27 protein-coding genes are annotated in these 25,760 nt (G+C 59.6%); 18 read left to right on the forward strand and 9 right to left on the reverse strand.

The window, feature by feature from the left end; translation table 11 throughout:
• Nucleotides 1–69 precede the first annotated feature (69 nt).
• A complete protein-coding gene (locus PspS35_RS04940) occupies nt 70–1,206 on the forward strand; it encodes an acyl-CoA dehydrogenase family protein (RefSeq protein WP_159932994.1) in 1,137 nt (378 codons plus the stop codon).
• Nucleotides 1,207–1,318: 112 nt separating this feature from the next.
• Here PspS35_RS04940 and PspS35_RS04945 read toward each other — a convergent pair whose 3' ends face one another.
• Nucleotides 1,319–2,359, reverse strand: a complete 1,041-nt coding sequence (locus PspS35_RS04945; RefSeq protein WP_159932995.1) for an NADP(H)-dependent aldo-keto reductase — start codon at nt 2,357–2,359, stop codon at nt 1,319–1,321.
• A gap of 248 nt (nt 2,360–2,607) precedes the next feature.
• Between PspS35_RS04945 and rplM the strand changes: the two genes are divergently transcribed.
• From rplM to PspS35_RS04985, 8 genes are all read left to right on the forward strand, one after another.
• On the forward strand, nt 2,608–3,036 hold the full coding sequence (gene rplM, locus PspS35_RS04950; protein ID WP_003171742.1) for a 50S ribosomal protein L13: 429 nt from the start codon (nt 2,608–2,610) through the stop codon (nt 3,034–3,036).
• Between the two features lie 14 nt (nt 3,037–3,050).
• A complete protein-coding gene (gene rpsI / locus PspS35_RS04955) occupies nt 3,051–3,443 on the forward strand; it encodes a 30S ribosomal protein S9 (RefSeq protein ID WP_003216038.1) in 393 nt (130 codons plus the stop codon).
• A 266-nt stretch (nt 3,444–3,709) separates the two neighbouring features.
• Nucleotides 3,710–4,303, forward strand: coding sequence for a ubiquinol-cytochrome c reductase iron-sulfur subunit (gene petA, locus PspS35_RS04960; RefSeq protein ID WP_159932996.1), 594 nt, complete (start codon nt 3,710–3,712; stop codon nt 4,301–4,303).
• The gene (locus tag PspS35_RS04965) at nt 4,303–5,514 is read left to right on the forward strand and encodes a cytochrome bc complex cytochrome b subunit (protein ID WP_032886244.1); all 1,212 of its coding nucleotides are present in this window, start codon (nt 4,303–4,305) and stop codon (nt 5,512–5,514) included. Before petA ends, PspS35_RS04965 begins: the two co-directional genes overlap by 1 nt.
• Nucleotides 5,514–6,293 carry a cytochrome c1 gene (locus PspS35_RS04970; protein ID WP_159932997.1) on the forward strand — a complete coding sequence of 260 codons (780 nt, stop codon included), beginning with the start codon at nt 5,514–5,516 and terminating at the stop codon, nt 6,291–6,293. The genes PspS35_RS04965 and PspS35_RS04970 overlap by 1 nt, the downstream gene beginning before the upstream one ends.
• A 149-nt stretch (nt 6,294–6,442) precedes the next feature.
• Nucleotides 6,443–7,060 (forward strand): glutathione S-transferase N-terminal domain-containing protein, encoded by a 618-nt coding sequence (locus PspS35_RS04975; protein WP_159932998.1) that lies wholly within the window; start codon nt 6,443–6,445, stop codon nt 7,058–7,060.
• A 17-nt stretch (nt 7,061–7,077) separates the two neighbouring features.
• Nucleotides 7,078–7,497, forward strand: coding sequence for a ClpXP protease specificity-enhancing factor (locus PspS35_RS04980; RefSeq protein WP_159932999.1), 420 nt, complete (start codon nt 7,078–7,080; stop codon nt 7,495–7,497).
• A 157-nt stretch (nt 7,498–7,654) separates the two neighbouring features.
• Nucleotides 7,655–8,401, forward strand: a complete 747-nt coding sequence (locus PspS35_RS04985) for a FadR/GntR family transcriptional regulator (RefSeq protein ID WP_159933000.1) — start codon at nt 7,655–7,657, stop codon at nt 8,399–8,401.
• Between the two features lie 65 nt (nt 8,402–8,466).
• Here the strand turns inward: PspS35_RS04985 and PspS35_RS04990 are convergent, their stop codons facing one another.
• A complete protein-coding gene (locus PspS35_RS04990; protein WP_159933001.1) occupies nt 8,467–8,709 on the reverse strand; it encodes a hypothetical protein in 243 nt (80 codons plus the stop codon).
• A gap of 146 nt (nt 8,710–8,855) precedes the next feature.
• Entirely contained in the window at nt 8,856–10,010 is a 1,155-nt protein-coding gene (locus tag PspS35_RS04995) for a phospholipase (RefSeq protein ID WP_159933002.1), read from the reverse strand.
• 234 nt (nt 10,011–10,244) lie between these two features.
• Between PspS35_RS04995 and kdgD the strand changes: the two genes are divergently transcribed.
• From kdgD to PspS35_RS05020, 5 genes are all read left to right on the forward strand, one after another.
• A complete protein-coding gene (kdgD, locus tag PspS35_RS05000) occupies nt 10,245–11,156 on the forward strand; it encodes a 5-dehydro-4-deoxyglucarate dehydratase (protein WP_106578655.1) in 912 nt (303 codons plus the stop codon).
• A gap of 54 nt (nt 11,157–11,210) precedes the next feature.
• Nucleotides 11,211–12,656, forward strand: coding sequence for an aldehyde dehydrogenase family protein (locus PspS35_RS05005; RefSeq protein WP_122309626.1), 1,446 nt, complete (start codon nt 11,211–11,213; stop codon nt 12,654–12,656).
• Between the two features lie 98 nt (nt 12,657–12,754).
• Nucleotides 12,755–14,119, forward strand: coding sequence for an MFS transporter (locus PspS35_RS05010; protein ID WP_159933003.1), 1,365 nt, complete (start codon nt 12,755–12,757; stop codon nt 14,117–14,119).
• A gap of 11 nt (nt 14,120–14,130) precedes the next feature.
• The gene (gene garD / locus PspS35_RS05015) at nt 14,131–15,684 is read left to right on the forward strand and encodes a galactarate dehydratase (protein WP_159933004.1); all 1,554 of its coding nucleotides are present in this window, start codon (nt 14,131–14,133) and stop codon (nt 15,682–15,684) included.
• A 213-nt stretch (nt 15,685–15,897) separates the two neighbouring features.
• Nucleotides 15,898–16,839: an AEC family transporter gene (locus PspS35_RS05020; protein ID WP_159933005.1), complete on the forward strand. Its 942-nt coding sequence runs from the start codon at nt 15,898–15,900 to the stop codon at nt 16,837–16,839.
• Here PspS35_RS05020 and PspS35_RS05025 read toward each other — a convergent pair.
• From PspS35_RS05025 to gatC, 6 genes are all read right to left on the reverse strand, one after another.
• Entirely contained in the window at nt 16,836–17,216 is a 381-nt protein-coding gene (locus tag PspS35_RS05025; protein ID WP_159933006.1) for a carboxymuconolactone decarboxylase family protein, read from the reverse strand. The genes PspS35_RS05020 and PspS35_RS05025 overlap by 4 nt on opposite strands.
• On the reverse strand, nt 17,213–18,259 hold the full coding sequence (locus tag PspS35_RS05030) for a calcium/sodium antiporter (protein WP_159937982.1): 1,047 nt from the start codon (nt 18,257–18,259) through the stop codon (nt 17,213–17,215). Before PspS35_RS05030 ends, PspS35_RS05025 begins: the two co-directional genes overlap by 4 nt.
• 59 nt (nt 18,260–18,318) lie before the next feature.
• Complete coding sequence (locus PspS35_RS05035; protein WP_159933007.1) at nt 18,319–18,690, reverse strand: septal ring lytic transglycosylase RlpA family protein; 372 nt, start codon at nt 18,688–18,690, stop codon at nt 18,319–18,321.
• A 158-nt stretch (nt 18,691–18,848) separates the two neighbouring features.
• Nucleotides 18,849–20,294 carry an Asp-tRNA(Asn)/Glu-tRNA(Gln) amidotransferase subunit GatB gene (gatB, locus tag PspS35_RS05040; protein WP_159933008.1) on the reverse strand — a complete coding sequence of 482 codons (1,446 nt, stop codon included), beginning with the start codon at nt 20,292–20,294 and terminating at the stop codon, nt 18,849–18,851.
• Between the two features lie 10 nt (nt 20,295–20,304).
• Complete coding sequence (gene gatA / locus PspS35_RS05045; RefSeq protein WP_159933009.1) at nt 20,305–21,756, reverse strand: Asp-tRNA(Asn)/Glu-tRNA(Gln) amidotransferase subunit GatA; 1,452 nt, start codon at nt 21,754–21,756, stop codon at nt 20,305–20,307.
• 16 nt (nt 21,757–21,772) lie between these two features.
• Nucleotides 21,773–22,060 (reverse strand): Asp-tRNA(Asn)/Glu-tRNA(Gln) amidotransferase subunit GatC, encoded by a 288-nt coding sequence (gatC, locus tag PspS35_RS05050; protein WP_003188556.1) that lies wholly within the window; start codon nt 22,058–22,060, stop codon nt 21,773–21,775.
• Nucleotides 22,061–22,270: 210 nt separating this feature from the next.
• Between gatC and mreB the strand changes: the two genes are divergently transcribed.
• The 4 genes from mreB (at nt 22,271) to PspS35_RS05070 (ending at nt 25,692) form a co-directional block, all read left to right on the forward strand.
• Complete coding sequence (gene mreB, locus PspS35_RS05055) at nt 22,271–23,308, forward strand: rod shape-determining protein MreB (protein WP_002555108.1); 1,038 nt, start codon at nt 22,271–22,273, stop codon at nt 23,306–23,308.
• 138 nt (nt 23,309–23,446) lie between these two features.
• A complete protein-coding gene (gene mreC, locus PspS35_RS05060) occupies nt 23,447–24,556 on the forward strand; it encodes a rod shape-determining protein MreC (protein WP_159937983.1) in 1,110 nt (369 codons plus the stop codon).
• Nucleotides 24,556–25,044, forward strand: a complete 489-nt coding sequence (mreD, locus tag PspS35_RS05065) for a rod shape-determining protein MreD (RefSeq protein ID WP_003171788.1) — start codon at nt 24,556–24,558, stop codon at nt 25,042–25,044. The genes mreC and mreD overlap by 1 nt, the downstream gene beginning before the upstream one ends.
• Before the next feature lie 51 nt (nt 25,045–25,095).
• Nucleotides 25,096–25,692 carry a Maf family protein gene (locus tag PspS35_RS05070; RefSeq protein WP_159933010.1) on the forward strand — a complete coding sequence of 199 codons (597 nt, stop codon included), beginning with the start codon at nt 25,096–25,098 and terminating at the stop codon, nt 25,690–25,692.
• Nucleotides 25,693–25,760 lie beyond the last annotated feature (68 nt).

Here is a 25,760-nt window from a genome sequence, read left to right on the forward strand (position 1 = left end):
GTCCTGTGACGCTTTCGCGGCATAGGCTCTGTTGGCTCGTCTTTGTCCGACAATCCACGCAGGTGCCCCATGATTCCCAGAACTTTGTTCAGCCCGGAACACGAACTCTTTCGCGACAGCGTGCGCACCTTCCTCGAAAAAGACGCTGCGCCGTTCCACGGGCAATGGGAAAAACAGGGTTACATCGACCGCAGTCTGTGGAGCAAAGCGGGGGAGGCGGGGATGCTGTGCTCCCATCTGCCTGAGGAATATGGCGGCTTGGGCGCAGACTTTTTGTACAGCGCGGTGGTGATCGAGGAAATCAGCCGGCTGGGCCTTACCGGCATTGGTTTCTCCCTGCATTCGGACATTGTCGCGCCTTACCTCCTGCATTACGGCAGTGAGGCGCTTAAGCACAAATACCTGCCCAAATTGATCTCCGGCGAAATGGTCACCGCCATCGCGATGACCGAGCCGGGCGCCGGGTCCGACCTGCAGGGGGTCAAGACCACCGCCGTGCTGGACGGCGATGAGTATGTGATCAACGGCTCCAAGACCTTCATCACCAACGGCTACCTGGCCGAACTGGTGATCGTGGTGGCCAAGACCGATCCCAAGGCCGGTGCGAAGGGCATCAGCCTGTTTCTGGTAGAGGCCGATACCCCGGGCTTCGCCAAGGGCAAGCGCCTGGAGAAGGTCGGCATGAAGGCCCAGGACACCTCAGAGCTGTTTTTCCAGGATGTGCGTGTGCCCAGGGAAAACCTGCTGGGCCAGGCAGGCATGGGCTTCGCCTACTTGATGCAGGAACTGCCTCAAGAGCGTTTGACTGTGGCGATCGGCGCCATCACTTCGGCCGAAGCGGCCTTGCAATGGACGTTGGAGTACACCCGCGAGCGCAAGGCGTTCGGCAAGGCGATTGCCGATTTCCAGAACACTCGCTTCAAGTTGGCGGAGATGGCCACCGAGATTCAGATCGGTCGGGTGTTTGTCGACAAGTGCCTGGCGCTGCATCTGGAAGGCAAGCTGGACGTGCCTACGGCCGCGATGGCCAAGTACTGGGCCACCGACCTGCAATGCAAGGTGCTCGACGAGTGTGTGCAGTTGCACGGCGGCTACGGCTTCATGTGGGAATACCCGATTGCACGGGCCTGGGCGGATGCGCGGGTTCAGCGAATTTATGCGGGGACCAACGAGATCATGAAGGAGATTATTGCGCGGGCGCTTTGATTTGCGGTGGTGCTTAGGGCCTCATCGCAGGCAAGCCAGCTCCCACATTTGAAGGTGTTCACAATTCCAAATGTGGGAGCTGGCTTGCCTGCGATAGCCGTCTACAGATCAATCAAGGCGCAGGGTTCGGATGATCCTTCTGAATCGCCTCAATCCCCTCCAGCACCTCTTTCGACAGCTTAAGCTCAGCACTGGCAATGTTACTGTCCAGTTGCGCAAGCGAAGTGGCACCGATGATATTGCTGGTCACAAACGGTTGTTGTGTCACAAACGCCAACGCCATCTGCGCCGGGTCCAGGCCGTGTTCTCGTGCGAGTGCGACATAGCGGCTGCACGCTGCTTGCGACTGTGGGTTGAAGTAGCGGCTGAAACGGCTGTATTCCGTCAGTCGCGCCTTGGCCGGGCGTGCACCGTTCTCGTATTTTCCACTGAGCATGCCAAACGCCAGGGGCGAGTAGGCCAGCAGGCCGCACTGTTCACGAATCGCGATTTCCGCCAGGCCCACTTCAAAGCTGCGGTTGAGCAGGTTGTAGGGGTTCTGGATCGACACCGCACGGGTCCAGCCACGGGCTTCGGCCAGGGCGAGGAACTTCATGGTGCCCCACGGGGTTTCGTTGGACAGGCCGATGTGGCGGATCTTGCCGGCTTTCACCTGTTCGTCCAGCGCTTCGAGGGTTTCCTCCAGCGGGGTGAGGTCGTCTTCGTCCTTGTGCTTGTAGCTCAGTTGGCCGAAGAAGTTGGTGCTGCGCTCTGGCCAGTGCAGTTGGTAAAGGTCGATCCAGTCGGTCTGCAGGCGCTTGAGGCTGGCGTCCAGGGCGTCGACGATGTGCTTGCGGTTGTGGCGCAGGTGGCCATCGCGGATGTAATCGATGGTGTTGCCGGGGCCGGCGATCTTGCTGGCGAGGATCCAGTCGGCGCGGTCGCCACGGCTTTTGAAGTAATTACCGATGTAGCGTTCGGTGGTGGCATAGGTGTCGGCCTTGGGCGGCACCGGGTACATTTCTGCGGTATCGAGGAAGTTGATCCCCGCGGCCTTGGCCCGCTCGATCTGCGCGAAGGCCTCTGCCTCGCTGTTCTGCTCGCCCCAGGTCATGGTGCCCAAGGCTATCGCGCTCACGTTCAGATCCGTACGGCCCAGCTGTCGATAATCCATCGGGTACTCCTTCAGGGAAAACAATCATAAAAGCAGGTTGAAATTTTTTTCGCAATCTGCATAATTGCCCACCTCTTTCTGCAGTGGAAGTGATGCGCCGCCTGCCGAAGAATCTTGCCGTTGAACGGACGCGCCGACCCGAGCCCCCGATAGCGTCTGTATCCGGCTGCCTTTGACTTGTCAAAGTACGCACTATTCAGTAAGATCCGCCGTCTAATTTACAGGGCGGCCCCTGAGGCTATTAAAGAATGACAACTTTTACTGCAAAACCGGAAACAGTTCAGCGCGACTGGTTTGTCGTCGACGCCGCTGGTCAGACCCTGGGTCGTCTGGCCACTGAAGTCGCCAGCCGTCTGCGTGGCAAGCACAAGCCTGAGTACACCCCTCACGTTGATACCGGTGACTACATCGTGATCATCAACGCTGAGCAGGTACGTGTTACCGGCAACAAAGCGCAAGACAAAATGTACTACCGTCACTCCGGTTTCCCAGGCGGTATCAAGTCTTCGAACTTCGAAGGCCTGATCTCCAAGAAGCCTGAAGCCCCGATCGAAATCGCGGTCAAAGGTATGCTGCCTAAGGGCCCACTGGGTCGCGATATGTTTCGCAAGCTGAAAGTCTATGCGGGCGCTGTACACCCTCATGCTGCTCAGCAGCCCCAAGAACTGAAGTTTTAACGGAATAGTTCATTATGTCGGCGACTCAAAATTACGGCACTGGCCGTCGCAAAACCGCAACCGCACGCGTTTTCCTGCGTCCGGGCACTGGTAACATCTCGATCAACAACCGCACTCTGGAAAACTTCTTCGGTCGCGAAACTGCCCGCATGGTAGTTCGTCAGCCGCTGGAACTGACCGAGACCGTTGAGAAGTTCGACATCTACGTCACCGTTATCGGTGGCGGTGTAAGTGGTCAAGCTGGCGCAATCCGCCACGGTATCACTCGCGCTCTGATGCAGTACGACGAAACCCTGCGTGGCGCTCTGCGCAAAGCTGGCTTCGTAACTCGCGATGCCCGTGAAGTTGAACGTAAGAAAGTCGGTCTGCGTAAAGCGCGTAAGCGTCCGCAGTACTCGAAGCGTTAATTCGCTTTACGTTCCACAAAAACGCCCAGCCTCCTCACGGAGCTGGGCGTTTTTTATTGCCTGCGATTTATCCACATTTTTTACCGTGACAACTTGCCACATCCGTAGACCCCCTATACTACAAGGCCTGGAGGCTAAGCCCTGGGCAATTCCCTTGTCATACGTGGGGCTTTTCATTACCATCCGACAAAATTTTTATAAGTAAAGATTCAACACTTAGTAGACGCCTGATTTAACAGGCCAAAAAGCTGATGGGAGAGGACTGAATGAGCAATGACGGCGTGAATGCAGGCCGGCGTCGCTTCTTGGTAGCAGCCACATCCGTGGTGGGTGCTGCAGGAGCGGTGGGGGCTGCGGTCCCGTTCGTGGGGTCATGGTTTCCCAGTGCCAAGGCGAAAGCCGCAGGTGCACCGGTGAAGGTGAATGTCAGCAAGATCGAGCCAGGCCAGCAGATGATTGCTGAATGGCGCGGCCAGCCAGTCTTCATCGTTCGTCGTACCGAGGAAATCCTGGGGAATCTGAAAAAGATCGAAGGCCAGTTGTCTGACCCTCAATCCAAGAATTCCGACCAACCCGCCTACGCCCAAAACGAAGTGCGTTCCATCAAGCCAGAGATTCTGCTGCTGGTTGGCCTGTGTACCCACTTGGGTTGCTCGCCTACCTTCCGCCCGGAGGTCGCGCCCGTCGACTTGGGCAAGGACTGGGTCGGCGGCTACTTCTGCCCATGCCACGGCTCTCACTACGACCTTGCCGGCCGTGTCTACAAGTCCCAACCTGCTCCCCTGAACCTGCCCGTGCCTCCGCATACTTACGAAACTGACGACCTCATTGTCATTGGCCTCGATAAGGAGAACGCGTGATGAGCAAGTTCATGGATTGGGTGGATGCGCGCTTCCCCGCCACTAAAATGTGGGAAGACCATCTCAGCAAGTATTACGCGCCGAAAAACTTCAACTTCTTCTACTTCTTCGGCTCCCTGGCACTTCTGGTGCTGGTCAACCAGATCGTCACCGGCGTTTGGCTGACGATGAGCTACACCCCTTCGGCCGAAGAGGCGTTCGCTTCCGTTGAAGGCATCATGCGTGACGTCAACCACGGTGCAATCCTTCGATTGCTGCATGCGGTGGGCGCCTCGATGTTCTTCATCGTCGTCTATCTGCACATGTTCCGCGGCCTGCTCTACGGCTCGTATCAAAAGCCCCGCGAGCTGGTGTGGGTGTTTGGCATGCTGATCTACCTGGCGTTGATGGCCGAGGCCTTCATGGGCTACCTGCTGCCGTGGGGCCAGATGTCGTACTGGGGCGCCCAGGTGATCATCTCGCTGTTCGGTGCTATCCCGGTCATCGGCAACGACCTGACCCAGTGGATTCGCGGTGACTACCTGATCTCCGGCATCACCCTGAACCGCTTCTTTGCCTTGCACGTAGTGGCCTTGCCCATCGTGATCCTGGGCCTTGTGGTACTGCACATCCTGGCGCTGCACGAAGTGGGTTCCAACAACCCCGACGGTGTGGACATCAAGAAGCACAAGGACGAGAACGGCATCCCGCTGGATGGCATTCCGTTCCACCCTTACTACACCGTCAAGGACATCGTCGGCGTAGTCGTGTTCCTGTTCGTGTTCTGCTCGATCGTGTTCTTTTTCCCGGAGATGGGCGGTTATTTCCTGGAGAAGCCTAACTTCGAACAAGCCAACGCCTTCAAGACACCCGAGCACATTGCACCGGTCTGGTACTTCACGCCGTTCTACGCAATCTTGCGGGCGATCCCCGACAAGCTCATGGGCGTGATTGCCATGGGCGCGGCCATCGCCGTGCTGTTCGTGCTGCCTTGGCTCGACCGAAGCCCGGTCAAATCCATGCGCTATAAAGGCTGGCTGAGCAAGATCTGGCTGTGGGTGTTCTGCATTTCGTTCGTGATCCTGGGTGTGTTGGGCGTACTGGCGCCAACTCCTGAGCGTACGCTGCTGTCGCAGGTCTGCACCTTCCTGTACTTCGCCTACTTCATTCTGATGCCGTTCTACACCCGGCTCGAGAAGACCAAACCGGTTCCGGAAAGGGTGACTGGCTGATGAAAAAATTATTCGTTGCATTGATGCTTGCGGCCCTGCCGCTACTGTCCTTCGCTGCCGAGCACGGTGGCCCGGAACTGGAAAAAGTCGATATCGACGTGTCGGACAAGGCCGCCATGCAAGACGGCGCGCGTACGTTCGCCAACTACTGCATGGGCTGCCACAGCGCCAAGTTCCAGCGTTATGAGCGGGTTGCCGATGATCTGGGCATTCCCCATGAGCTGATGCTGGACAAGCTGGTGTTCACCGGTGCCAAGATTGGCGACCACATGAACATCGGCATGCAGCCGGCGGACGCCAAGGCCTGGTTCGGCGCCGCGCCGCCCGACCTGACCCTGGTGGCGCGTGTTCGGGGTACCGATTGGTTGTATGGCTACCTGAAGTCTTTCTACGAAGACCCGGCGCGGCCTTACCGCGTGAACAACCGCGTGTTCCCGAACGTCGGTATGCCTAACGTTCTGGTCGGCCTGCAAGGCAAGCAAGTGGTAGGATGCAAGCAGGTTCAGGTCGTTGAAAACGGCAAGAAGCAATACGATCCGTTGACCGGTACGCCGCTTACCCATGAGGCGTGCGATCAACTGAAGATAGAAACTCCCGGTTCGTTGACTGACGAGCAGTTCGACGAGAAGGTCAAGAACCTCGTGACCTTCCTGGCCTACTCGGCCAACCCGGTTAAACTGCAGCACCAGCGCATCGGTACGTACGTGCTGTTGTACCTGGCCTTCTTCTTCGTATTCGCCTATCTGCTCAAACGCGAATACTGGAAGGATGTGCATTGATCCAACCGTAGGCAATTGCTGTTAATCTTGCGCGCCCAGCGATATCTCTGAACACGTAGCGGTCGGGTAATACTCGCCGCTACAGAGATGCTCGCTGGGCGCGCTCGTTTTTGAGCTTTCGATAATTTCAACAAGCGAGGAGGACCGCCATGGGCGTGACCAATCGGTTGGCCTGTTACTCCGACCCCGCCGACCACTATTCCCACCGAGTACGTATCGTGCTCGCAGAGAAGGGTGTCAGCGCCGAGATCATCAGTGTGGAGGCGGGCCGTCAGCCGCCAAAACTGATCGAAGTGAACCCTTACGGCAGCTTGCCCACCCTGGTCGATCGTGACCTGGCGTTGTGGGAGTCGACCGTGGTGATGGAATACCTGGATGAGCGTTACCCTCATCCGCCTTTGCTGCCGGTTTATCCGGTGGCGCGTGCCAACAGTCGCCTGCTGATCCATCGGATCCAGCGCGACTGGTGTGGCCTGGTGGATGTAATTCTGGACTCGCGTAGCAAAGAGGCGGCCCGTGTCGTGGCGCGCAAGGAGCTTCGCGAAAGCCTGACAGGTGTTTCGCCGTTATTTGCAGACAAACCTTTTTTCCTCAGTGAGGAACAAAGTCTGGTGGATTGCTGCCTATTACCCATACTCTGGCGCTTGCCGATTATGGGCATTGAACTGCCGCGGCCTGCCAAGCCGCTGCTTGATTACATGGAGCGCCAGTTTGCGCGTGAGGCTTTCCAGGCGAGTCTGTCTGGTGCCGAACGCGATATGCGCTAAGGCTTAAGGAGCCGTTGATGAACTCCAGTCGACCTTACCTGGTCCGCGCGCTGTATGAGTGGATTGTGGATAACGATTGCACCCCGCACATGCTGGTCAATTCCGAGTTTCCTGCGGTTCAGATACCGCAGGGGTTTGCCCGTGACGGACAGATTGTGCTGAATGTATCGCCAAGTGCAGTGCTTCACTTGCACATGGACAATGAGGCGGTCAGTTTCGAAGCGCGTTTTGGCGGTGTACCGCACACGCTCTACGTGCCAATTGGCGCCATGCTTGGGATTTATGCCCAGGAAAATGGCCAAGGCATGGTGTTTGATCTGGAGTCGCCTTTCGAGGAAGACGAATCGATCGAAAGCGAAGACGGTGATGATCTGCCACCACCGGATGCCGAGCCACCGCGCCCAAGCGGCCGGCCTAGCCTGAAAGTGGTGAAATAAGCGGCGTTCGCCTTCGGGTGTGCTGCAAAAATGCCTCGATCTGTATCGAGGCATTTTTTTGCGCGCAGGATATAAGTGAAAGTCGCGACTGAACAGTGATCGTACAACCACCATGGGCTATGATGCCTCTTTACCCAACCGAGATAGATGACTCCACATGGAAAACGCCAGCACCGCCCCTCGTCTTCCCCGCAAGCGCCGCAGCCTTGCCCAGGAATTGGTCACGGTGCTGTCCGAGCAGATCCGTGACGGCGAACTCAAACGGGGCGATAAACTGCCCACCGAGTCCGCAATCATGGAAGCCCACGGCGTCAGCCGCACCGTAGTGCGCGAAGCCATCTCGCGTTTGCAGGCGGCGGGGCAGGTGGAAACGCGTCACGGCATCGGCACCTTTGTGCTGGATACGCCGAGCCCGAGCGGCTTTCGTATCGACCCGGCGACCGTGGTCACGTTGCGTGACGTGCTGGCGATCCTGGAGTTGCGTATCAGCCTGGAAGTGGAATCCGCCGGCCTGGCCGCGCTGCGCCGCAGCGATGAACAACTGGCGGCCATGCGTGCGGCACTCGATGCCCTGAATGAAAGCGCGGCGCACGCCGGCGATGCGGTCGCATCCGACTTCGCGTTCCACCTGGAAATCGCCCTGTCCACAGGCAACCGTTACTTCACCGATATCATGACCCACCTGGGCACCAGCATCATTCCGCGTACGCGCCTGAATTCTGCGCGCCTGGCACATGATGACCAGCAGCACTACATGGGACGCCTGAGTCGCGAGCACGAAGAGATTTACGAGGCGATTGCCCGCCAGGATTCGGACGCAGCGCGGGCGGCGATGCGTTTGCATTTGACCAACAGTCGCGAGCGGCTGCGCCATGCTCATGAAGAGGCTGAAAAGGCAGGCTGATGAATGTCAGCAGGTGACTCGGTGATCACGGTGTTTAGCGTCACAGTCTGCCGTTGAGCGTTTTTCTATGACTGTTGTTTTGATTGGATATAGGTAGCTAGCGAGTCTAGTGTTGTTTCCTCCGCCACTTTGTCAGGAAGTGTTAACTGAAGCTCCTTCACTGACGTTTCAATCACGCGAAGCCTTTCGTTCTTGTCAGCAATCAGCTCAGCCAAAGGCATATAGGGATCAAAGTCTTGATCTTTTTTATCCCGATTGGCTTCGAAACTTGAGGCCAGTAGGCCGAAAATTTCATCAGTGGTTTTCATGATGCACCTTTCTCATCAGCGTGAGTAAAAGAAGCAAAAATCAGCTCCGCCTCAGGAGCTAAGGCATTAGCTCCTGAGGTGTGTTATCCGCCCTTGGTTAACGGTGCATAACTGTCAGAAATCACAGTACCGACAAGCGGTACCGCTTAAGCCGGGGTATTCGGCTTGTAGTCCTTGAGCAACAAATACGTACTCCAACCCCACCAATCATCCGTCCAGTGCTTGTCGTTCAGGTCATTCACATCCTTGCGGCGCAGCACCTTGCCATCCTCCATCTTGAACAGTGGCGAAAAGTTATTCGCCGGATTTTGCGTCGCCTTCAGGTCCGGCACAGACAGTGGCGCCTTGAAGTTGGCCGGTGAGGGCGCAACGCCACTGATGAAGGTCTCGAAGACCTCATCGGCGGATGCCTGAACGGCGCGTTTGACCTGTACCCGATTGGCAGCGTCGATGCTGTCGAAATAGCGTTTGTCGCCATAGGCATGCCACTCGTCGCCCATTGCATTACGCACCTTGAGCCCGAATTTACTGTCCTCATCGTGCATGAAACGGCTGATCAGCGAGCCCAACTCGCCCGGTGTGACCACTGCCGCCAGTTGCTTGCGCGGCACCCGCAAGTGGCCGGCAGAAAACAGATCGGTCAAAAAGTGATCAGCAAAGCTGTTCATGGCATACGCCAGTTCGAGCGCCTGGTCGGTGCCGGTTTGATGGGCGACCACGGCCTGTTGCAACGCTGCCGTATGCCCCGCCAGGTAGGCCAACAGTGCCCATTCGCCGAAGTGGTCGGCGTTGTCTGCCGCCAGCTTCAGGTAACGGCCCAGCGGAATCAGTGCCGACACCGCGCTGCCACCTCCGGTGATGCGGTTCCATTCCTCGGACAACGTATCACCCAGCGCGTCATAGGCTTCATGGGGTTGTTTACCGTCTTTTATCGCCTGGTTGACCGCGTCGATCTCCTTTTGCATCACCGCAAGGATCTTGCCGGCTTCGTCCCGTGACGCTGGCAGTACCGCCAGTGAGTTGAAGGCCGCAGTGAAGCGTTGCACACGCTCGGCAGGGGAGGCGCCATCGCTGATGGGCTGACCCGCAATGCCATAGAAGTCACCGCCCAGGGCGATCACTTGGCCATAGGTCAGTGCCAGCCCGTTAGGCAGGTGCAGCTCAACTTGCCGTGCGGGAATTGCCGGGGCGTCCTTGGCGAAGCGCAACAAGGTGTCGTCACCGATAGCCGTGTGTTCGCCGCCTTCGAAGCGCAGGGTTGGTGGGTTTTTTTGGGGTGCTGCGAGTTCAAGACCTGACATGTTAGCTCCTTGCTATGTCGTAGGAATCTTCCTTGTTAACTGTATGTATATACAGTTATGACGAGCATAGAGGATAAATTTCCTACGTCAAGAGCCCTCGCCTCATGACCGTTTAAGACGGCAGTCGATGAATTGCAGTTGACGAATCTTTTTATAGTTGTACGATGACGTACGACATCACCAAAACCAACAACAATCTTTCGACAGAAAGTCTTTACCCAGGGTGTTCGAATAATGAATCCACAAGAGCTGAAGTCCATCCTCTCCCACGGTCTGCTGTCTTTCCCGGTGACCGATTTCAACGCCCAGGGTGACTTCCACCAAGCGGGCTATATCAAGCGCCTTGAATGGCTGGCTCCTTACGGCGCCACCGCGTTGTTCGCCGCAGGCGGCACCGGTGAGTTTTTCTCCCTGGCGGCCAGCGAATATTCCCAAGTGGTAAAGACCGCTGTTGATACTTGCGCCACCAGCGTGCCGATCCTCGCCGGTGTTGGCGGTTCGACGCGCCAAGCCATCGAATACGCCCAAGAGGCCGAACGCCTGGGCGCCAAAGGCCTGCTGCTGCTGCCGCACTACCTCACCGAAGCCAGCCAGGACGGCGTTGCCGCCCACGTTGAAGCCGTGTGCAAATCGGTAAAAATCGGTGTGGTGGTCTACAACCGTAATGTGTGCCGCCTGACCGCACCGCTGTTGGAACGGCTGGCCGAGCGCTGCCCGAACCTGATCGGCTACAAGGACGGCCTGGGTGACATCGAATTGATGGTGTCGATCCGCCGCCGTCTGGGCGACCGTTTCAGCTACCTCGGCGGCCTGCCGACTGCAGAGGTTTACGCCGCTGCCTACAAGGCCCTGGGCGTGCCGGTGTACTCCTCGGCGGTGTTCAACTTCATCCCGAAAACCGCGATGGACTTCTACCACGCCATTGCCAAGGATGATCACGCCACCGTCGCCAAGATCATCGACAACTTCTTCCTGCCTTACCTGGATATCCGTAACCGCAAGGCCGGGTATGCCGTGAGCATCGTCAAGGCCGGTGCAAAAATCGCCGGCTATGACGCAGGCCCTGTGCGCACGCCGCTGACCGATCTGCTGCCGGAAGAATACGAAGCCCTGGCCGCGCTGATCGACAAGCAAGGCCCGCAATAACCCATTAACAAGGCCGCTGAGCAATCAGCGGCCTTTTGCGTCAGGAGAAGATTCGTGTCCCAAGCAAAGCGTTTTGAAAACTACATCAATGGCGAGTGGGTAACCGGCGCCGACTACTGCACCAACCTCAATCCTTCGGAGTTGTCTGACGTCATTGGTGAATATGCCAAGGCCGACGTCACCCAAGTCAACGCCGCCATCGACGCTGCCCGCGCCGCATTCCCGGCCTGGTCGACGTCCGGTATCCAGGCGCGTCACGACGCATTGGATAAAGTCGGCAGTGAAATCCTCGCACGCCGCGAAGAACTCGGCACCCTGCTGGCTCGGGAAGAGGGCAAGACCCTGCCGGAAGCCATCGGTGAAGTGACCCGCGCCGGTAACATCTTCAAGTTCTTCGCCGGCGAATGCCTGCGCTTGTCCGGCGACTACGTGCCGTCGGTGCGTCCAGGCGTCAACGTGGAAGTCACCCGCGAAGCGCTCGGTGTGGTCGGCCTGATCACCCCGTGGAACTTCCCGATCGCCATTCCTGCGTGGAAAATCGCCCCGGCCCTGGCCTACGGCAACTGCGTAGTGATCAAGCCGGCGGAACTGGTGCCGGGCTGTGCCTGGGCGCTGGCAGAAATCATCTCCCGCGCCGGCTTCCCTGCCGGTGTGTTCAACCTGGTGATGGGCAGCGGTCGTGTGGTCGGCGATGTGTTGGTCAACAGCCCGAAAGTCGACGGCATCAGCTTCACCGGTTCCGTAGGCGTGGGCCGTCAGATCGCGGTCAGCTGCGTGTCGCGCCAGGCCAAAGTGCAGTTGGAGATGGGCGGCAAGAACCCGCAGATCATCCTTGATGACGCCGACCTCAAGCAGGCCGTCGAACTGTCGGTACAGAGCGCGTTCTACTCCACCGGCCAGCGTTGCACGGCCTCCAGCCGCTTGATCGTTACTGCCGGGATTCACGACCAGTTCGTCGCGGCGATGGCCGAGCGTATGAAGTCGATCAAAGTCGGCCACGCTCTGAAAAGCGGCACCGACATCGGCCCGGTGGTCTCCCAGGCGCAGTTGGACCAGGACCTGAAATACATCGACATCGGCCAGAGCGAAGGTGCGCGGCTGGTCAGCGGTGGCGGTCTGGTGACCTGTGACACCGAAGGCTACTACCTGGCGCCGACGCTGTTTGCCGACAGCGAAGCCGCCATGCGTATCAGCCGCGAGGAGATCTTCGGCCCAGTGGCCAACGTGGTTCGCGTGGCGGACTACGAGGCGGCGCTGGCGATGGCCAACGACACCGAGTTCGGTCTGTCGGCGGGCATTGCCACCACGTCGTTGAAATACGCCAACCACTTCAAACGCCATTCCCAGGCTGGGATGGTGATGGTCAACCTGCCGACGGCAGGTGTGGATTACCACGTTCCATTCGGTGGCCGTAAAGGCTCATCCTATGGCTCGCGGGAGCAAGGTCGCTATGCACAAGAGTTCTACACCGTGGTGAAAACCAGCTACATCGGTTCGTAATACGCATCACCCAGTGGGGGCCGGATGCCTGCCGGTTCCCACAACAAAAACAGAAAACCATTACCCGCAAAAAAAATAATTAGTGGGAGTACATCTACATGCAAGCGACCAAGCCGACCCACGTCCGCTATTTGATCCTGCTCATGCTGTTCCTGGTGACCACGATCAACTACGCCGACCGGGCCACCATCGCCATCGCAGGCTCCAGCCTGCAAAAAGACCTCGGCATCGACGCGGTCACCCTCGGTTACATCTTCTCTGCATTCGGTTGGGCCTACGTGGCCGGGCAAATCCCCGGCGGCTGGCTGCTGGACCGTTTCGGCTCGAAAAAAGTCTATGCCTTGAGCATCTTCACCTGGTCACTGTTCACCGTGCTGCAAGGCTATGTCGGTGAGTTCGGTGTCTCCACTGCCGTGGTTGCGCTGTTTATGCTGCGCTTCATGGTGGGCCTGGCCGAAGCACCATCCTTCCCTGGTAACGCACGGATTGTGGCAGCGTGGTTCCCCACGGCTGAACGCGGTACGGCCTCGGCGATCTTCAACTCGGCGCAATACTTCGCCACGGTGCTGTTCGCACCGCTGATGGGCTGGATCGTCTACCGCTTCGGCTGGCAGCACGTGTTCATCGTGATGGGCGTGATCGGCATCGTGTTCTCGCTGATCTGGCTGAAAGTTATCCACAGCCCGCGCCAGCATCCGATGATCAACGAAGCCGAGTTCAATCACATCGCCGCCAATGGCGCGATGGTCGATATGGACCAGGACAAAGGCAAAGGTAAAAAAACTGACGGGCCGAAGTGGGATTACATCCGTCAACTGCTGACCAACCGCATGATGCTCGGCGTGTACCTGGGCCAGTACTGCATCAACGGCATCACTTACTTCTTCCTGACCTGGTTCCCGGTGTACCTGGTGCAGGACCGCGGCATGACCATCCTCAAGGCCGGTTTCATTGCCTCGTTGCCGGCGATCTGCGGGTTTATCGGCGGTGTGCTCGGCGGCGTGATCTCCGACTACCTGCTGCGCAAGGGCCATTCCCTGACCTTCGCCCGCAAGGCGCCGATCATCGCGGGTCTGTTGGTGTCCAGCAGCATTATTGCGTGCAACTACGTCGATGTTGAATGGATGGTGGTGGGCTTCATGGCTTTGGCCTTCTTCGGCAAAGGCGTTGGCGCACTGGGTTGGGCGGTGGTGTCCGACACCTCGCCGAAACAAATCGCCGGCCTCAGTGGCGGCTTGTTCAACACCTTCGGTAACCTGGCTTCAATCACCACGCCTATCGTGATCGGCTACATCATCAGCACCACCGGCTCGTTCAAATGGGCCCTGGTGTTCGTCGGCGCGAATGCGCTGGTAGCGGTGTTCAGCTACCTGGTCATCGTCGGCCCGATCAAGCGTGTCGTACTCAAAGAGCCGCCAACCCAAGGGCCAGCATTGAGCAACCTAACCGAAGCGCATTCCTGAGAGGCCCCGTGATGCAGTTGATTGAACATGCCGACTCGCCGCGCTCCATTCGTTTGCACGAGCGCGACAACGTAGTGATCGTGGTCAATGACCAGGGCGTACCGGCCGGGACCGAGTTCCCGGACGGCCTGGTGACCGTGGATTTCATCCCCCAGAGCCACAAAGTGACCCTGGAAGATATCCCCGAAGGCGGTCAGATTATTCGCTACGGCCAGACCATTGGGTATGCCTTGGCGCCGATTCCGCGCGGCAGTTGGGTCCAGGAAGATCAACTGCGCATGCCTACCGCGCCGCCGCTGGACAGCTTGCCGCTGTCCACCGACGTGCCGCAAACCCAGGCGCCGCTGGAGGGGTTTACGTTCGAGGGTTATCGCAACGCTGACGGTACTGTCGGCACGCGCAACATCCTTGGCATCACCACCACGGTGCAGTGCGTGACCGGGGTGCTGGACCATGCGGTCAAGCGCATCAAGGACGAATTGCTGCCCAAGTACCCCCACGTCGATGACGTGGTGGCACTGACCCACAGCTACGGCTGTGGGGTGGCGATCACCGCGACGGATGCCTACATCCCGATCCGCACCGTGCGCAACCTGGCGCGCAACCCAAACCTGGGGGGCGAAGCCTTGGTGATCAGCCTGGGCTGCGAGAAGTTGCAGGCCGGGCAGGTGATGCACGACAACGACAGCTCCGTCGACCTGAGCGAGCCGTGGTTGTACCGGTTGCAGGATTCCAGCCACGGCTTTACCGAGATGATCGAGCAGATCATGGAACTGGCCGAAACCCGCTTGAAGAAACTCGACCAGCGCCGCCGTGAAACCGTGCCGGCGTCCGAGTTGATCCTGGGCATGCAGTGCGGCGGCAGTGATGCGTTTTCCGGCATCACCGCCAACCCCGCGCTGGGCTACGCCTCGGACTTGTTGCTACGGGCCGGGGCGACGGTGATGTTTTCCGAAGTCACGGAAGTACGCGATGCCATTTACTTGCTGACATCTCGGGCAGAGACGAAGGAAGTGGCCGAGGAGTTGGTCAGGGAAATGGACTGGTACGACCGTTACCTGGCCAAGGGCGAAGCGGACCGCAGCGCCAATACCACGCCGGGCAACAAGAAGGGCGGGTTGTCGAATATCGTCGAGAAGTCCTTGGGCTCGATCGTCAAGTCCGGCAGCAGCGCGATCAACGGCGTGCTGGGCCCGGGCGAGCGCTTCAAGAGCAAGGGCCTGATCTTCTGCGCGACACCGGCCAGTGACTTTGTCTGCGGCACGCTGCAATTGGCGGCGGGGATGAACCTGCATGTGTTCACCACCGGGCGTGGCACGCCTTACGGGCTGGCGATGGCGCCGGTGGTGAAGGTCTCGACCCGTACGGAACTGGCGCAGCGCTGGCCGGACCTCATCGATATCGACGCCGGGCGCATTGCCACCGGGCGCGCGAGCATCGAGGAGTTGGGCTGGGAGTTGTTCCACTTCTACCTGGACGTGGCCAGCGGCAAGAAGCAGACGTGGGCGGAGCATCACAAGTTGCATAACGACATCACGTTGTTCAACCCAGCGCCGATTACCTGATTGTGGTGAGCGGGCTTGCCCCGCGCTGGGTGGCGAAGCCGCCCTAAACTCAGGACTTTCAACTCTAACTGAGGGAACTCAGTGCCTGAGATGGGGCGGCTTCGCCACCCAGCGCGGGGCAAGCCCGCTCACTACAGGGATCTGGACCAGACTAACTGGGTTGTAGTGGCTTATCATTAGCCACCTAACGACGCTCACCAAGGTTCTCCCGGCATGCTGGCTATTTTCCTCACCACCCTCACCATCACCGCGCCGGTATTCGCCATGCTGTTCCTAGGTGTGCTGCTCAAGCGCATCAACTGGATCAACGACAACTTTATCCACACGGCTTCGTCCCTGGTGTTCAACGTCACCATGCCGGCGCTGCTGTTTCTGGGCATCCTGCATGCCGACTTGCACTCGGCGCTCAAGCCGGGTTTGCTGATCTATTTTGCCGTCGCCACGCTGGCAAGCTTTGCCCTGGCCTGGGGCTGGGCGATTTTTCGCTGCAAGCGTGAAGACCGGGGCATCTACACCCAAGGCGCGTTTCGCGGCAATAACGGAGTGATCGGCCTGGCGCTGGCCGCCAGCATGTACGGCGACTACGGTATCTCCCTCGGCGCGATCCTCGCAGCGCTGGTGATCCTGTTCTACAACACGCTGTCGACCATTGTGCTGGCGATGTACAGCCCGGTGATCAAGTCGGACCCGTGGAGTGTCTTCAAAAGTGTGGTGGCCAACCCGCTGATCATCAGCGTGATCGTGGCGGCGCCGTTCGCCTACTTTCAGATCGGCCTGCCCGGCTGGTTGGAAAAGTCCATGCAGTACCTGGCGGACACCACCTTACCGCTGGCGTTGATCTGCATTGGCGGCACGTTGTCCCTGGCGGCGTTGCGCAAGAGCGGCAATATGGCGCTGAGCGCGAGCTTGATGAAGATGGTCTGGTTACCGGTCGTCGCCACGCTGGGCGCCTGGCTGCTGGGCTTTCGCGGGCCCGAGTTGGGGATTCTGTTCCTGTACTTCGGCGCACCGACCGCCGCTGCAAGTTTTGTGATGGCCAGGGCGGCCGAGGGCAATCATGAGCTGGCGGCGGCGATTATCGTGATCACCACCTTGATGGCGGCGGTGACCACGAACATCGGTATTTTCGTGTTGCAGGCGGGCGGCTGGATCTAGCCTTCTTTCTGGTAGCTGTCGATCACTTCCTGCGCCGCACGAAACGCATCAATCGCCGCCGGCACCCCGGCGTACACCGCGCAATGCAGCAGTGCCTCGCGGATCTCTTCCACGGTGCAGCCATTGTTCAGCGCGCCGCGCACGTGGCCCTTGAGTTCTTGCGGGCATTTGAGCGCAGTCAGGGCCGCCAGGGTGATCAGGCTGCGCGTCTTCAGCGGCAAACCTTCGCGGTTCCATACGCTGCCCCACGCATGTTCGTTAACGAAATCCTGCAGCGGCTGGCTGAAGTCGGTGGCATTGCCCAGTGCGCGGTCGACGAACACATCGCCCATCACCTGGCGACGCATCTCAACCCCGGGCTTTTTCTGATCGGTCATTGCGATTCCCTCTTGTGTTGGCGGCGCCAGGCGCGCAGGGAGGTGAACACCAGGAACACCACCAGCGCTGGCAGGACGTAATGCAGCATCAATTGTTCAAGCTTGGCGGCCAGGGGCATGCCGGTAGTGAACGACATCACATGCAGCCCGTACGCCAGGTACAGCCCCAAGAAGACCAGACCCTCGGCGCGTGTCACGCGGTAACCGGTATAGAACACCGGCAGGCACAACACCACCACGCCGAGCATTACCGGCAGGTCGAAATCCAGGGCGTTGGGCGACACCGACAAGGGCGATGGCGCCAACAGTGCCGTGAGCCCCAATACGCCCAACAGGTTGAACAGGTTGCTGCCGATCACGTTGCCCACGGCAATTTCCCGCTCGCCGCGCAGGGCGGCAATCAGCGAGGTGGCCAGGCACGGCAGCGAGGTGCCGACACCGATCAGCGTCAGGCCGATGATGCGTTCCGACAGGCCCAGGTCGCTGGCCACGTCCACGGCCGCGCCGAGCAACAGGTGGCCGGCCAGCACCAGGATCAGAAAGCCGCCGAGCATCAGCAACACGCTGCTCAGCCAGGGCGCCTGGGCCACGGTGTCCAGCGTACGTGGGCGGCGCGAATGGCGGGTCTGGTAGTGCAGCACGCCAAGATAGGCTATCAGTGCAATCAGCAGCAGCAGGCCATCGACCGGCGTCAGTTCTTCATTGGCCGCCAGGGTAAACACCAACAGGCCGGCGAGAATCATCACCGGGATATCCAGGCGCACCAACTGGCGCGAGACCCGCAGGGGAATGATCAACGCGGACAGGCCGAGGGTCACCAGGATGTTGAAGATGCTGCTGCCGATCACGCTGCCCACGGCGATATCGGTATTGCCGGCCAGGGTCGCCTGCAGGCTGACGGTCATCTGTGGCGCGCTGCTGCCGAAGGCCACGATGGTCAGGCCGATGATCAATGGCCGTACCTTGAGACTGGCCGCGAGGCGCACCGCCGCGCGCACCAAAATTTCGGCGCCGACGATCAGCAGCACAAGGCCGCTGACCAGTTCGAGCAGGCTCCAGGGCGACAGGGCGGATAATCCAAAAATGGTCAGAGCCCTCCTGGTTAGTTGCTCATGGCCTGCACGCGAACCCGCGCAGTACCGCTGCGCAGCATGCCGAGTTGCTCGGCGGCTTCGCGGGAAAGATCGATCAGGCGCCCACTGGTATGCGGGCCGCGATCATTGATGCGGACCACGACCCAGTTGTCGTTGTCGAGATTGGTGACCTTGACCCGGGTGCCGAACGGCAGTTGCCGGTGGGCGGCGGTCAGGGCGTGCTGGTTGAAGGGTTCACCGCTGGCGGTTTTTTTGCCGTGGTGTCGGGAGCCGTAATAGGAGGCGGTGCCGGTTTCGTCGTAGCCGTTGGGATTGATGAGGCCGCTGGCGCAGCCGGTCAACAGGGAGAACAGGGCTAAAAGGCCAAGTAAACGGGTCATTCAAGGTATCCCCATTATCAAATGTGGGAGGGGGCTTGCCCCCGATAGCGGTGATTCAGTCAAAACATGAGTGACTGACACTGCGCTATCGGGGGCAAGCCCCCTCCCACAGGAGGTCCGAGCCGAGCATGAAATCTGGCTTGGACCCTTCACCGCTGTCAGCCTTCGAGCTTGCTTTTGAGCAATTCGTTCACCTGTTGCGGGTTGGCCTTGCCTTTGGAGGCTTTCATGGCCTGGCCGACAAAGAAGCCGAACATCTTGCCGCGCTTGGCTTCGTCTGCCGCACGGTACTGCTCGACCTGCTCGGCGTTGGCCGCCAGCATTTCATCGAGTACGGCCGAAATCGCGCCGCTGTCGGTGACTTGCTTGAGACCACGTTTCTCGATGATCTCGTCAGCACCGCCTTCGCCTGCAGCCATCGCTTCAAACACGGTCTTGGCGATTTTGCCGGAGATGGTGTTGTCCTTGATGCGCAGCAGCATGCCGCCCAGTTGCTCGGCGGTGACCGGTGCCTCGTCGATTTCCAGGCCCTGCTTGTTCAGCAGGCTGCCCAGCTCAACCATCACCCAGTTGGCCGCCAGCTTGGCGTCGCCGGCAATGCTCACGACTTTTTCGAAGTAGTCGGCTTGCTCGCGGCTGGAGGCCAATACGCTGGCATCGTAGACCGACAGGCCGAACTGCTCCTGGAAACGCTCGCGTTTTTGCGGCGGCAATTCCGGCAGGGTGGCGCGGATGTCATCCAGGAACGAGTCTTCGATGACCACCGGCAGCAGGTCTGGATCAGGGAAGTAACGGTAGTCGTTGGCTTCCTCTTTGCTGCGCATGGCGCGGGTTTCGTCTTTGTTCGGGTCGTACAGGCGGGTTTGCTGGATAACCTTGCCGCCGTCTTCGATCAGTTCGATCTGGCGACGCACTTCGGTGTTGATCGCCTTCTCGATGAAGCGGAACGAGTTGACGTTCTTGATCTCGCAGCGGGTGCCGTATTCGGTCTGGCCTTTTGGCCGCACGGATACGTTGCAGTCGCAACGCAGCGAGCCTTCGGCCATGTTGCCGTCGCAGATGCCCAGGTAGCGCACCAGCGCGTGGATGGTCTTGACGTAGGCCACGGCTTCCTTGGCGCTGCGCATGTCCGGCTCGGACACGATCTCCAGCAGCGGCGTGCCGGCGCGGTTCAGGTCGATACCGGTGGCGCCGTTGAACTCTTCATGCAGGCTCTTGCCTGCGTCTTCTTCCAGGTGGGCGCGGGTCACGCCGACACGTTTGATGGTGCCGTCTTCCAGCGGGATGTCCAGGTAGCCCTTGCCGACGATCGGCAATTCCATCTGGCTGATCTGGTAGCCCTTGGGCAGGTCCGGGTAGAAGTAGTTCTTGCGCGCGAACACGTTGTGCTGGCCGATCTCGGCGTCAATCGCCAGGCCGAACATCACCGCCATGCGCACCGCTTCCTGGTTCAGCACCGGCAATACGCCGGGCATGCCCAGGTCGACCAGGCTGGCCTGGGTGTTGGGCTCGGAGCCAAACGTGGTGGCGCTACCGGAGAAAATCTTCGATTGGGTGGCGAGCTGGGTATGAATCTCCAGCCCGATCACAACTTCCCATTGCATAGTGTTCTCCTCAGAAGCCGGTAGGGGTGCGAGTGTGCCAGTCGGTGTTCAACTGGTACTGGTGCGCCACATTGAGCAGGCGGCCTTCCTGGAAATACGGCGCGAGCAGTTGCACGCCCACCGGCAGGCCATCGACGAAACCGGCAGGCATGGACAAGCCTGGCAAGCCCGCGAGGTTGGCGGTGATGGTGTAGAAGTCTTCCAGGTACTCGGCGATCGGGTCGCCGGTCTTGGCGCCGATCTTCCAGGCCGGGTTCGGCGTGGTTGGGCCGAGGATCACATCGACTTCTTCAAAGGCAGCCATGAAGTCGTTCTTGATCAGGCGACGGATTTTCTGCGCCTTGAGGTAGTAAGCATCGTAGTAACCGGCCGACAGGGCGTAGGCGCCGACCATGATCCGGCGTTGTACTTCGGCACCGAAGCCTTCGCCACGGGAGCGTTTGTACAGGTCGGTGAGGTCTTTCGGGTTTTCGCAGCGATAGCCGAAACGCACGCCGTCGAAACGCGACAGGTTGGAGGAGGCTTCTGCTGGCGCGATCACGTAGTACGCAGGAATCGCGTGCTGGTTGTTCGGCAGGCTGACTTCCTTGATCACGGCGCCCAGGCTTTCCAGCGTCTTGACGCTGTTGTGCACCAATTCGGCGATGCGCGGGTCGAGGCCGGTGCTGAAGTATTCCTTCGGCACGCCGATGCGCAGGCCTTTGAGCGAGGTGTTCAGGCTGGCGCTGTAGTCTGGCACGGGCTCGTCGATGCTGGTGGAGTCCTGCGGATCGAATCCTGCCATGCCTTGTAACAAAATCGCGCAGTCCTCAGCGGTGCGGGCCAAGGGGCCGCCCTGATCGAGGCTGGACGCGTAGGCGATCATGCCCCAGCGGGAAACGCGACCGTAAGTCGGCTTCAAACCGGTGAGGTTGGTGAACGCAGCAGGCTGGCGGATGGAACCACCGGTGTCGGTGGCCGTGGCGGCTGGCAGGAAGCGCGCGGCAACCGCGGCAGCCGAACCACCGGACGAACCGCCCGGCACGTGTTCGAGGTTCCACGGGTTTTTCACTGCGCCGTAGTAGCTCGACTCGTTGGCCGAGCCCATGGCGAATTCGTCCATGTTGGTCTTGCCCAGGGTCACGGCCCCGGCGGCAGCCAGCTTGGACACTACGGTCGCGTCGTAGGGCGCTTTAAAGTTGTCGAGCATCTTCGAGCCGCAGCTGGTGCGTACGCCCTGGGTGCAGAACAGGTCTTTGTGGGCGATTGGCGCGCCCAGCAGTGCGCCGTTTTCACCGTTGGCGCGACGTGCGTCGGCGGCCTTGGCCTGGCTCAGGGCCAGCTCTTCGGTGAGGCTGATGAAGCTGTTGACCTTGGGATCCAGCTCGGCGATACGCGCCAGCAGGGTCTTGGTCAGCTCTTCGGACGAAAACTTTTTGTCGGCGAGACCGCGGGCGATCTCGGCCAGAGTCATGTGATGCATGAAAGGCTCTTTCCCTTTAGTCGATGACTTTCGGAACCAGGTACAGGCCGTTTTCGACCGCTGGTGCGATGGACTGGTAGGCCTCGCGATTATTGCGCTCGGTCACGACGTCTGCACGCAGGCGCTGGCTGGCTTCCAGCGGGTGCGCCAGAGGCTCGATGCCGTCGGTATTCACGGCCTGCATTTGGTCAACCAGCCCGAGAATGCTGTTCAGGGCTGCGGTGGTCTGTGGAAGATCGGCGTCATTGAGGCCAAGCGAGGCCAGATGCGCGATTTTTTCCACGTCGGAGCGTTCAAGCGCCATGGGAATCTCCAGTGGAAAACAGAACGGAGGCTGTCCGTGTGTTAGATTGTCGGAACACTACCGCATTTCTACGGTCATATGGCCGCGATTGTGGGGGTTGGTGCACAGAAAGTCGGCCAATTTAGCACATTGGCGCCTTGCCCAAAATCCCTGTCGTTGTTAGAGTTTGCCGCACTTTTTTACCCACGCGTTGCCTAGGGTCCTTTCCCCATGTTCAAGAAACTGCGTGGCATGTTTTCCAGCGATCTTTCCATTGACCTGGGCACTGCCAACACCCTTATTTACGTGCGCGAGCGCGGTATCGTTCTGAATGAGCCATCGGTTGTGGCCATTCGGACCCACGGTAATCAGAAAAGTGTCGTTGCCGTTGGCACCGAGGCCAAGCGCATGCTCGGCCGTACACCAGGCAACATTGCTGCCATTCGTCCGATGAAAGACGGCGTGATCGCCGACTTCAGTGTCTGCGAGAAGATGCTGCAGTACTTCATCAACAAGGTTCACGAAAACAGTTTCCTGCAGCCCAGCCCTCGTGTGCTGATCTGCGTTCCATGCAAATCCACCCAGGTGGAGCGTCGTGCCATCCGTGAATCGGCCCTCGGCGCCGGTGCCCGTGAAGTGTTCCTGATCGAAGAGCCAATGGCTGCTGCGATCGGTGCCGGCCTGCCGGTTGAAGAAGCTCGCGGTTCGATGGTGGTGGATATCGGTGGTGGTACTACCGAGATCGCCCTGATTTCCCTGAACGGTGTGGTGTATGCCGAATCCGTGCGCGTAGGCGGCGACCGTTTCGACGAAGCGATCATCACTTATGTACGTCGTAACTACGGCAGCCTGATCGGCGAATCCACCGCCGAGCGCATCAAGCAGGAAATCGGTACCGCTTACCCGGGCGGCGAAGTTCGCGAAGTCGATGTTCGCGGTCGCAACCTGGCCGAAGGCGTTCCACGTGCCTTCACCCTGAACTCCAATGAAGTGCTGGAAGCTCTGCAAGAGTCCCTGGCCACCATCGTTCAGGCTGTGAAAAGCGCCCTGGAGCAATCGCCGCCGGAGCTGGCTTCCGATATCGCCGAGCGTGGCCTGGTACTGACCGGCGGTGGCGCCTTGCTGCGCGACCTCGACAAGTTGCTGGCCCAGGAAACCGGTCTGCCGGTGATCGTCGCCGAAGACCCGCTGACCTGCGTTGCGCGTGGCGGTGGTCGTGCATTGGAAATGATGGATAAACACACCATGGACCTGCTCTCCAGCGAATAAGATCGTTGGTTGCGCCATGTTTTGCCCGCAGGCAGCACTTTGCAGTGCTGCCTGTTGGCGTTTATCCTCTTCGATCTGCATCCAGGCCGGTTAGATGCCGTATGAATAAAGAGAACATTTGCCTGGGAGGAGCGGCTTATTAAACCGCTTTTCGCCAAAGGCCCCTCACTGGGCGTGCGCTTATTGGTGCTGGTCGTGCTTTCGGTCGCGCTGATGGTGGTCGATGCCCGCTTCTCACTGCTCAAGCCAGTGCGTAGCCAGATGTCGCTGGTGCTGATGCAGACTTACTGGATCACAGACCTGCCGCAACGTCTCTACCAAGGCGTGGCCAGCCAATTCGGCAGCCGCACCGAGCTCGTCGCCGAAAACGAAAAACTCAAGACCGAAAACCTGCTGCTGCAGGGGCGCATGCAAAAGCTTGCGGCCCTCACTGAGCAGAACGTTCGGCTGCGCGAGTTGCTCAATTCTTCGGCACTGGTCAACGAAAAGGTCGAAGTGGCCGAGTTGATCGGCATGGATCCGAACCCCTTCACCCATCGCATCATCATCAACAAGGGTGAGCGCGACGGTGTGGTTCTCGGTCAGCCCGTGCTGGATGCCCGTGGCCTGATGGGCCAGGTCGTAGAGCTGATGCCCTACACCTCGCGTGTACTGTTGCTGACGGACACGACCCACAGCATTCCAGTGCAGGTGAATCGTAACGGCTTGCGCGCGATTGCCAGCGGCACCGGCAACCCAGAGCGCCTGGAATTGCGTCACGTCGCCGACACCGCTGACATCAAGGAAGGCGACCTGCTGGTCAGCTCCGGCCTCGGTCAGCGGTTCCCGGCGGGTTACCCGGTGGCGACGGTCAAGGAGGTGATCCACGATTCCGGCCAGCCCTTCGCTATTGTGCGCGCCGTGCCCACTGCCGCCTTGAACCGCAGCCGCTACCTGCTGCTGGTGTTCAGCGACAACCGCACCCCCGAAGAGCGCGCCAACGACGCCGCCCAGGCCCAGGAAGCGGAAGACCAGAAGAACGGCACGGCACCGATGATTCCTGCGACGGTGCCCAAGCCTGCACCGGCGACGCCCGTTGTTCCGGCGGCAACGCCAGCCGTGGCAGCGCCGGTGGCCACGCCGGCCAAGCCTGCGGTCCATAGTGCGACTGCGGTGAAACCGACAGCGGCGAAACCACCCGCCACCACGACGCCCGCTGCCAAGCCACCAGCCGCAGCGCCAGCCACCACGCGGCAGAGGGAGGAATAATGGCCGGTACTCATTCGCGCAATGGCTGGATTGTCTGGTTGACGTTTGCCATCGGCTTGCTGCTCAGCGTTTCGCCGTTGCCGCAATTCATGGAAATCCTGCGCCCGCTCTGGCTGGCATTGTTGCTGGCCTTCTGGTCACTGAACCTGCCGCATAAAGTGGGCATGGTCACGGCCATGTTCCTGGGGTTGGCGGAAGATGTGCTGTATGGCACCTTGCTGGGCCAGAACGCGTTGATCCTGACACTGATCACCTTCCTGGTGCTGTCGCTGCAGCAGCGTCTGCGCATGTTCCCGATGTGGCAGCAGTGCCTGGTGATCCTGGTGATCTTCGGCCTGGCGCAGTTGGTGCAACTGTGGCTCAGCGCCCTGACCGGCAACCGCCAGCCTACCCTGGCGCTGGTGTTGCCGGCCTTGGTCAGTGCGCTGCTGTGGCCTTGGATCAGTTTTGGCCTGCGTGGGTTACGTCGTCGCTATAAGATCAATTGAATGGATTGCGAGGCTCTGCCTGGTTATCGAACCCCACAGGGAGAGTCTGCAATGAATTCGCTTTATCTGGCCTCGGGCTCCCCAAGACGACGTGAACTGCTGACCCAGATCGGTGTGCCTTTCACCGTGGTCAGCGCTGCTATCGATGAAACTCCTCTTACCAACGAACCGGCTGTTGCCTACGTCGAGCGCCTTGCGCGCGGCAAGGCGGCGGCGGGATTTGCCGCGCTTGAACATGCATCGGGCGCCTGTGTGTTGGGTGCCGATACGGCGGTGATCGTGGACGGCCAGATCCTTGGCAAACCGGTAGACCAAGCTGATGCCCTGGCGATGTTGATGGCCTTGGCGGGACGCGAGCACGAAGTGCTCACCGCCATCGCGCTCACCGATGGCTTGCGCTGTGAAACCCAATGTGTAAGCAGTCGTGTACGGTTTTGCGGGATTACTGTCGAACAAGCGACAGCCTACTGGCACAGTGGCGAACCCCAGGACAAGGCGGGCGGCTATGCTATTCAAGGGCTTGGCTCGGTGTTTGTGGCCGGGCTCAACGGCAGCTATTCCGCGGTTGTAGGCCTGCCAGTGTGCGAAACCGCGCAACTGCTTGCTCAATTCGGCATACCCTGTTGGCAAAACCTTACCGCGCGCTGAACTTACTACCCCAGCGCCCAGCCTTAAGCGACCGGTCACTATTGTGAAAACGCCTGAACGAGACCCAG

This window comes from Pseudomonas sp. S35 (assembly GCF_009866765.1).
Taxonomy (GTDB): Bacteria; Pseudomonadota; Gammaproteobacteria; order Pseudomonadales; family Pseudomonadaceae; genus Aquipseudomonas.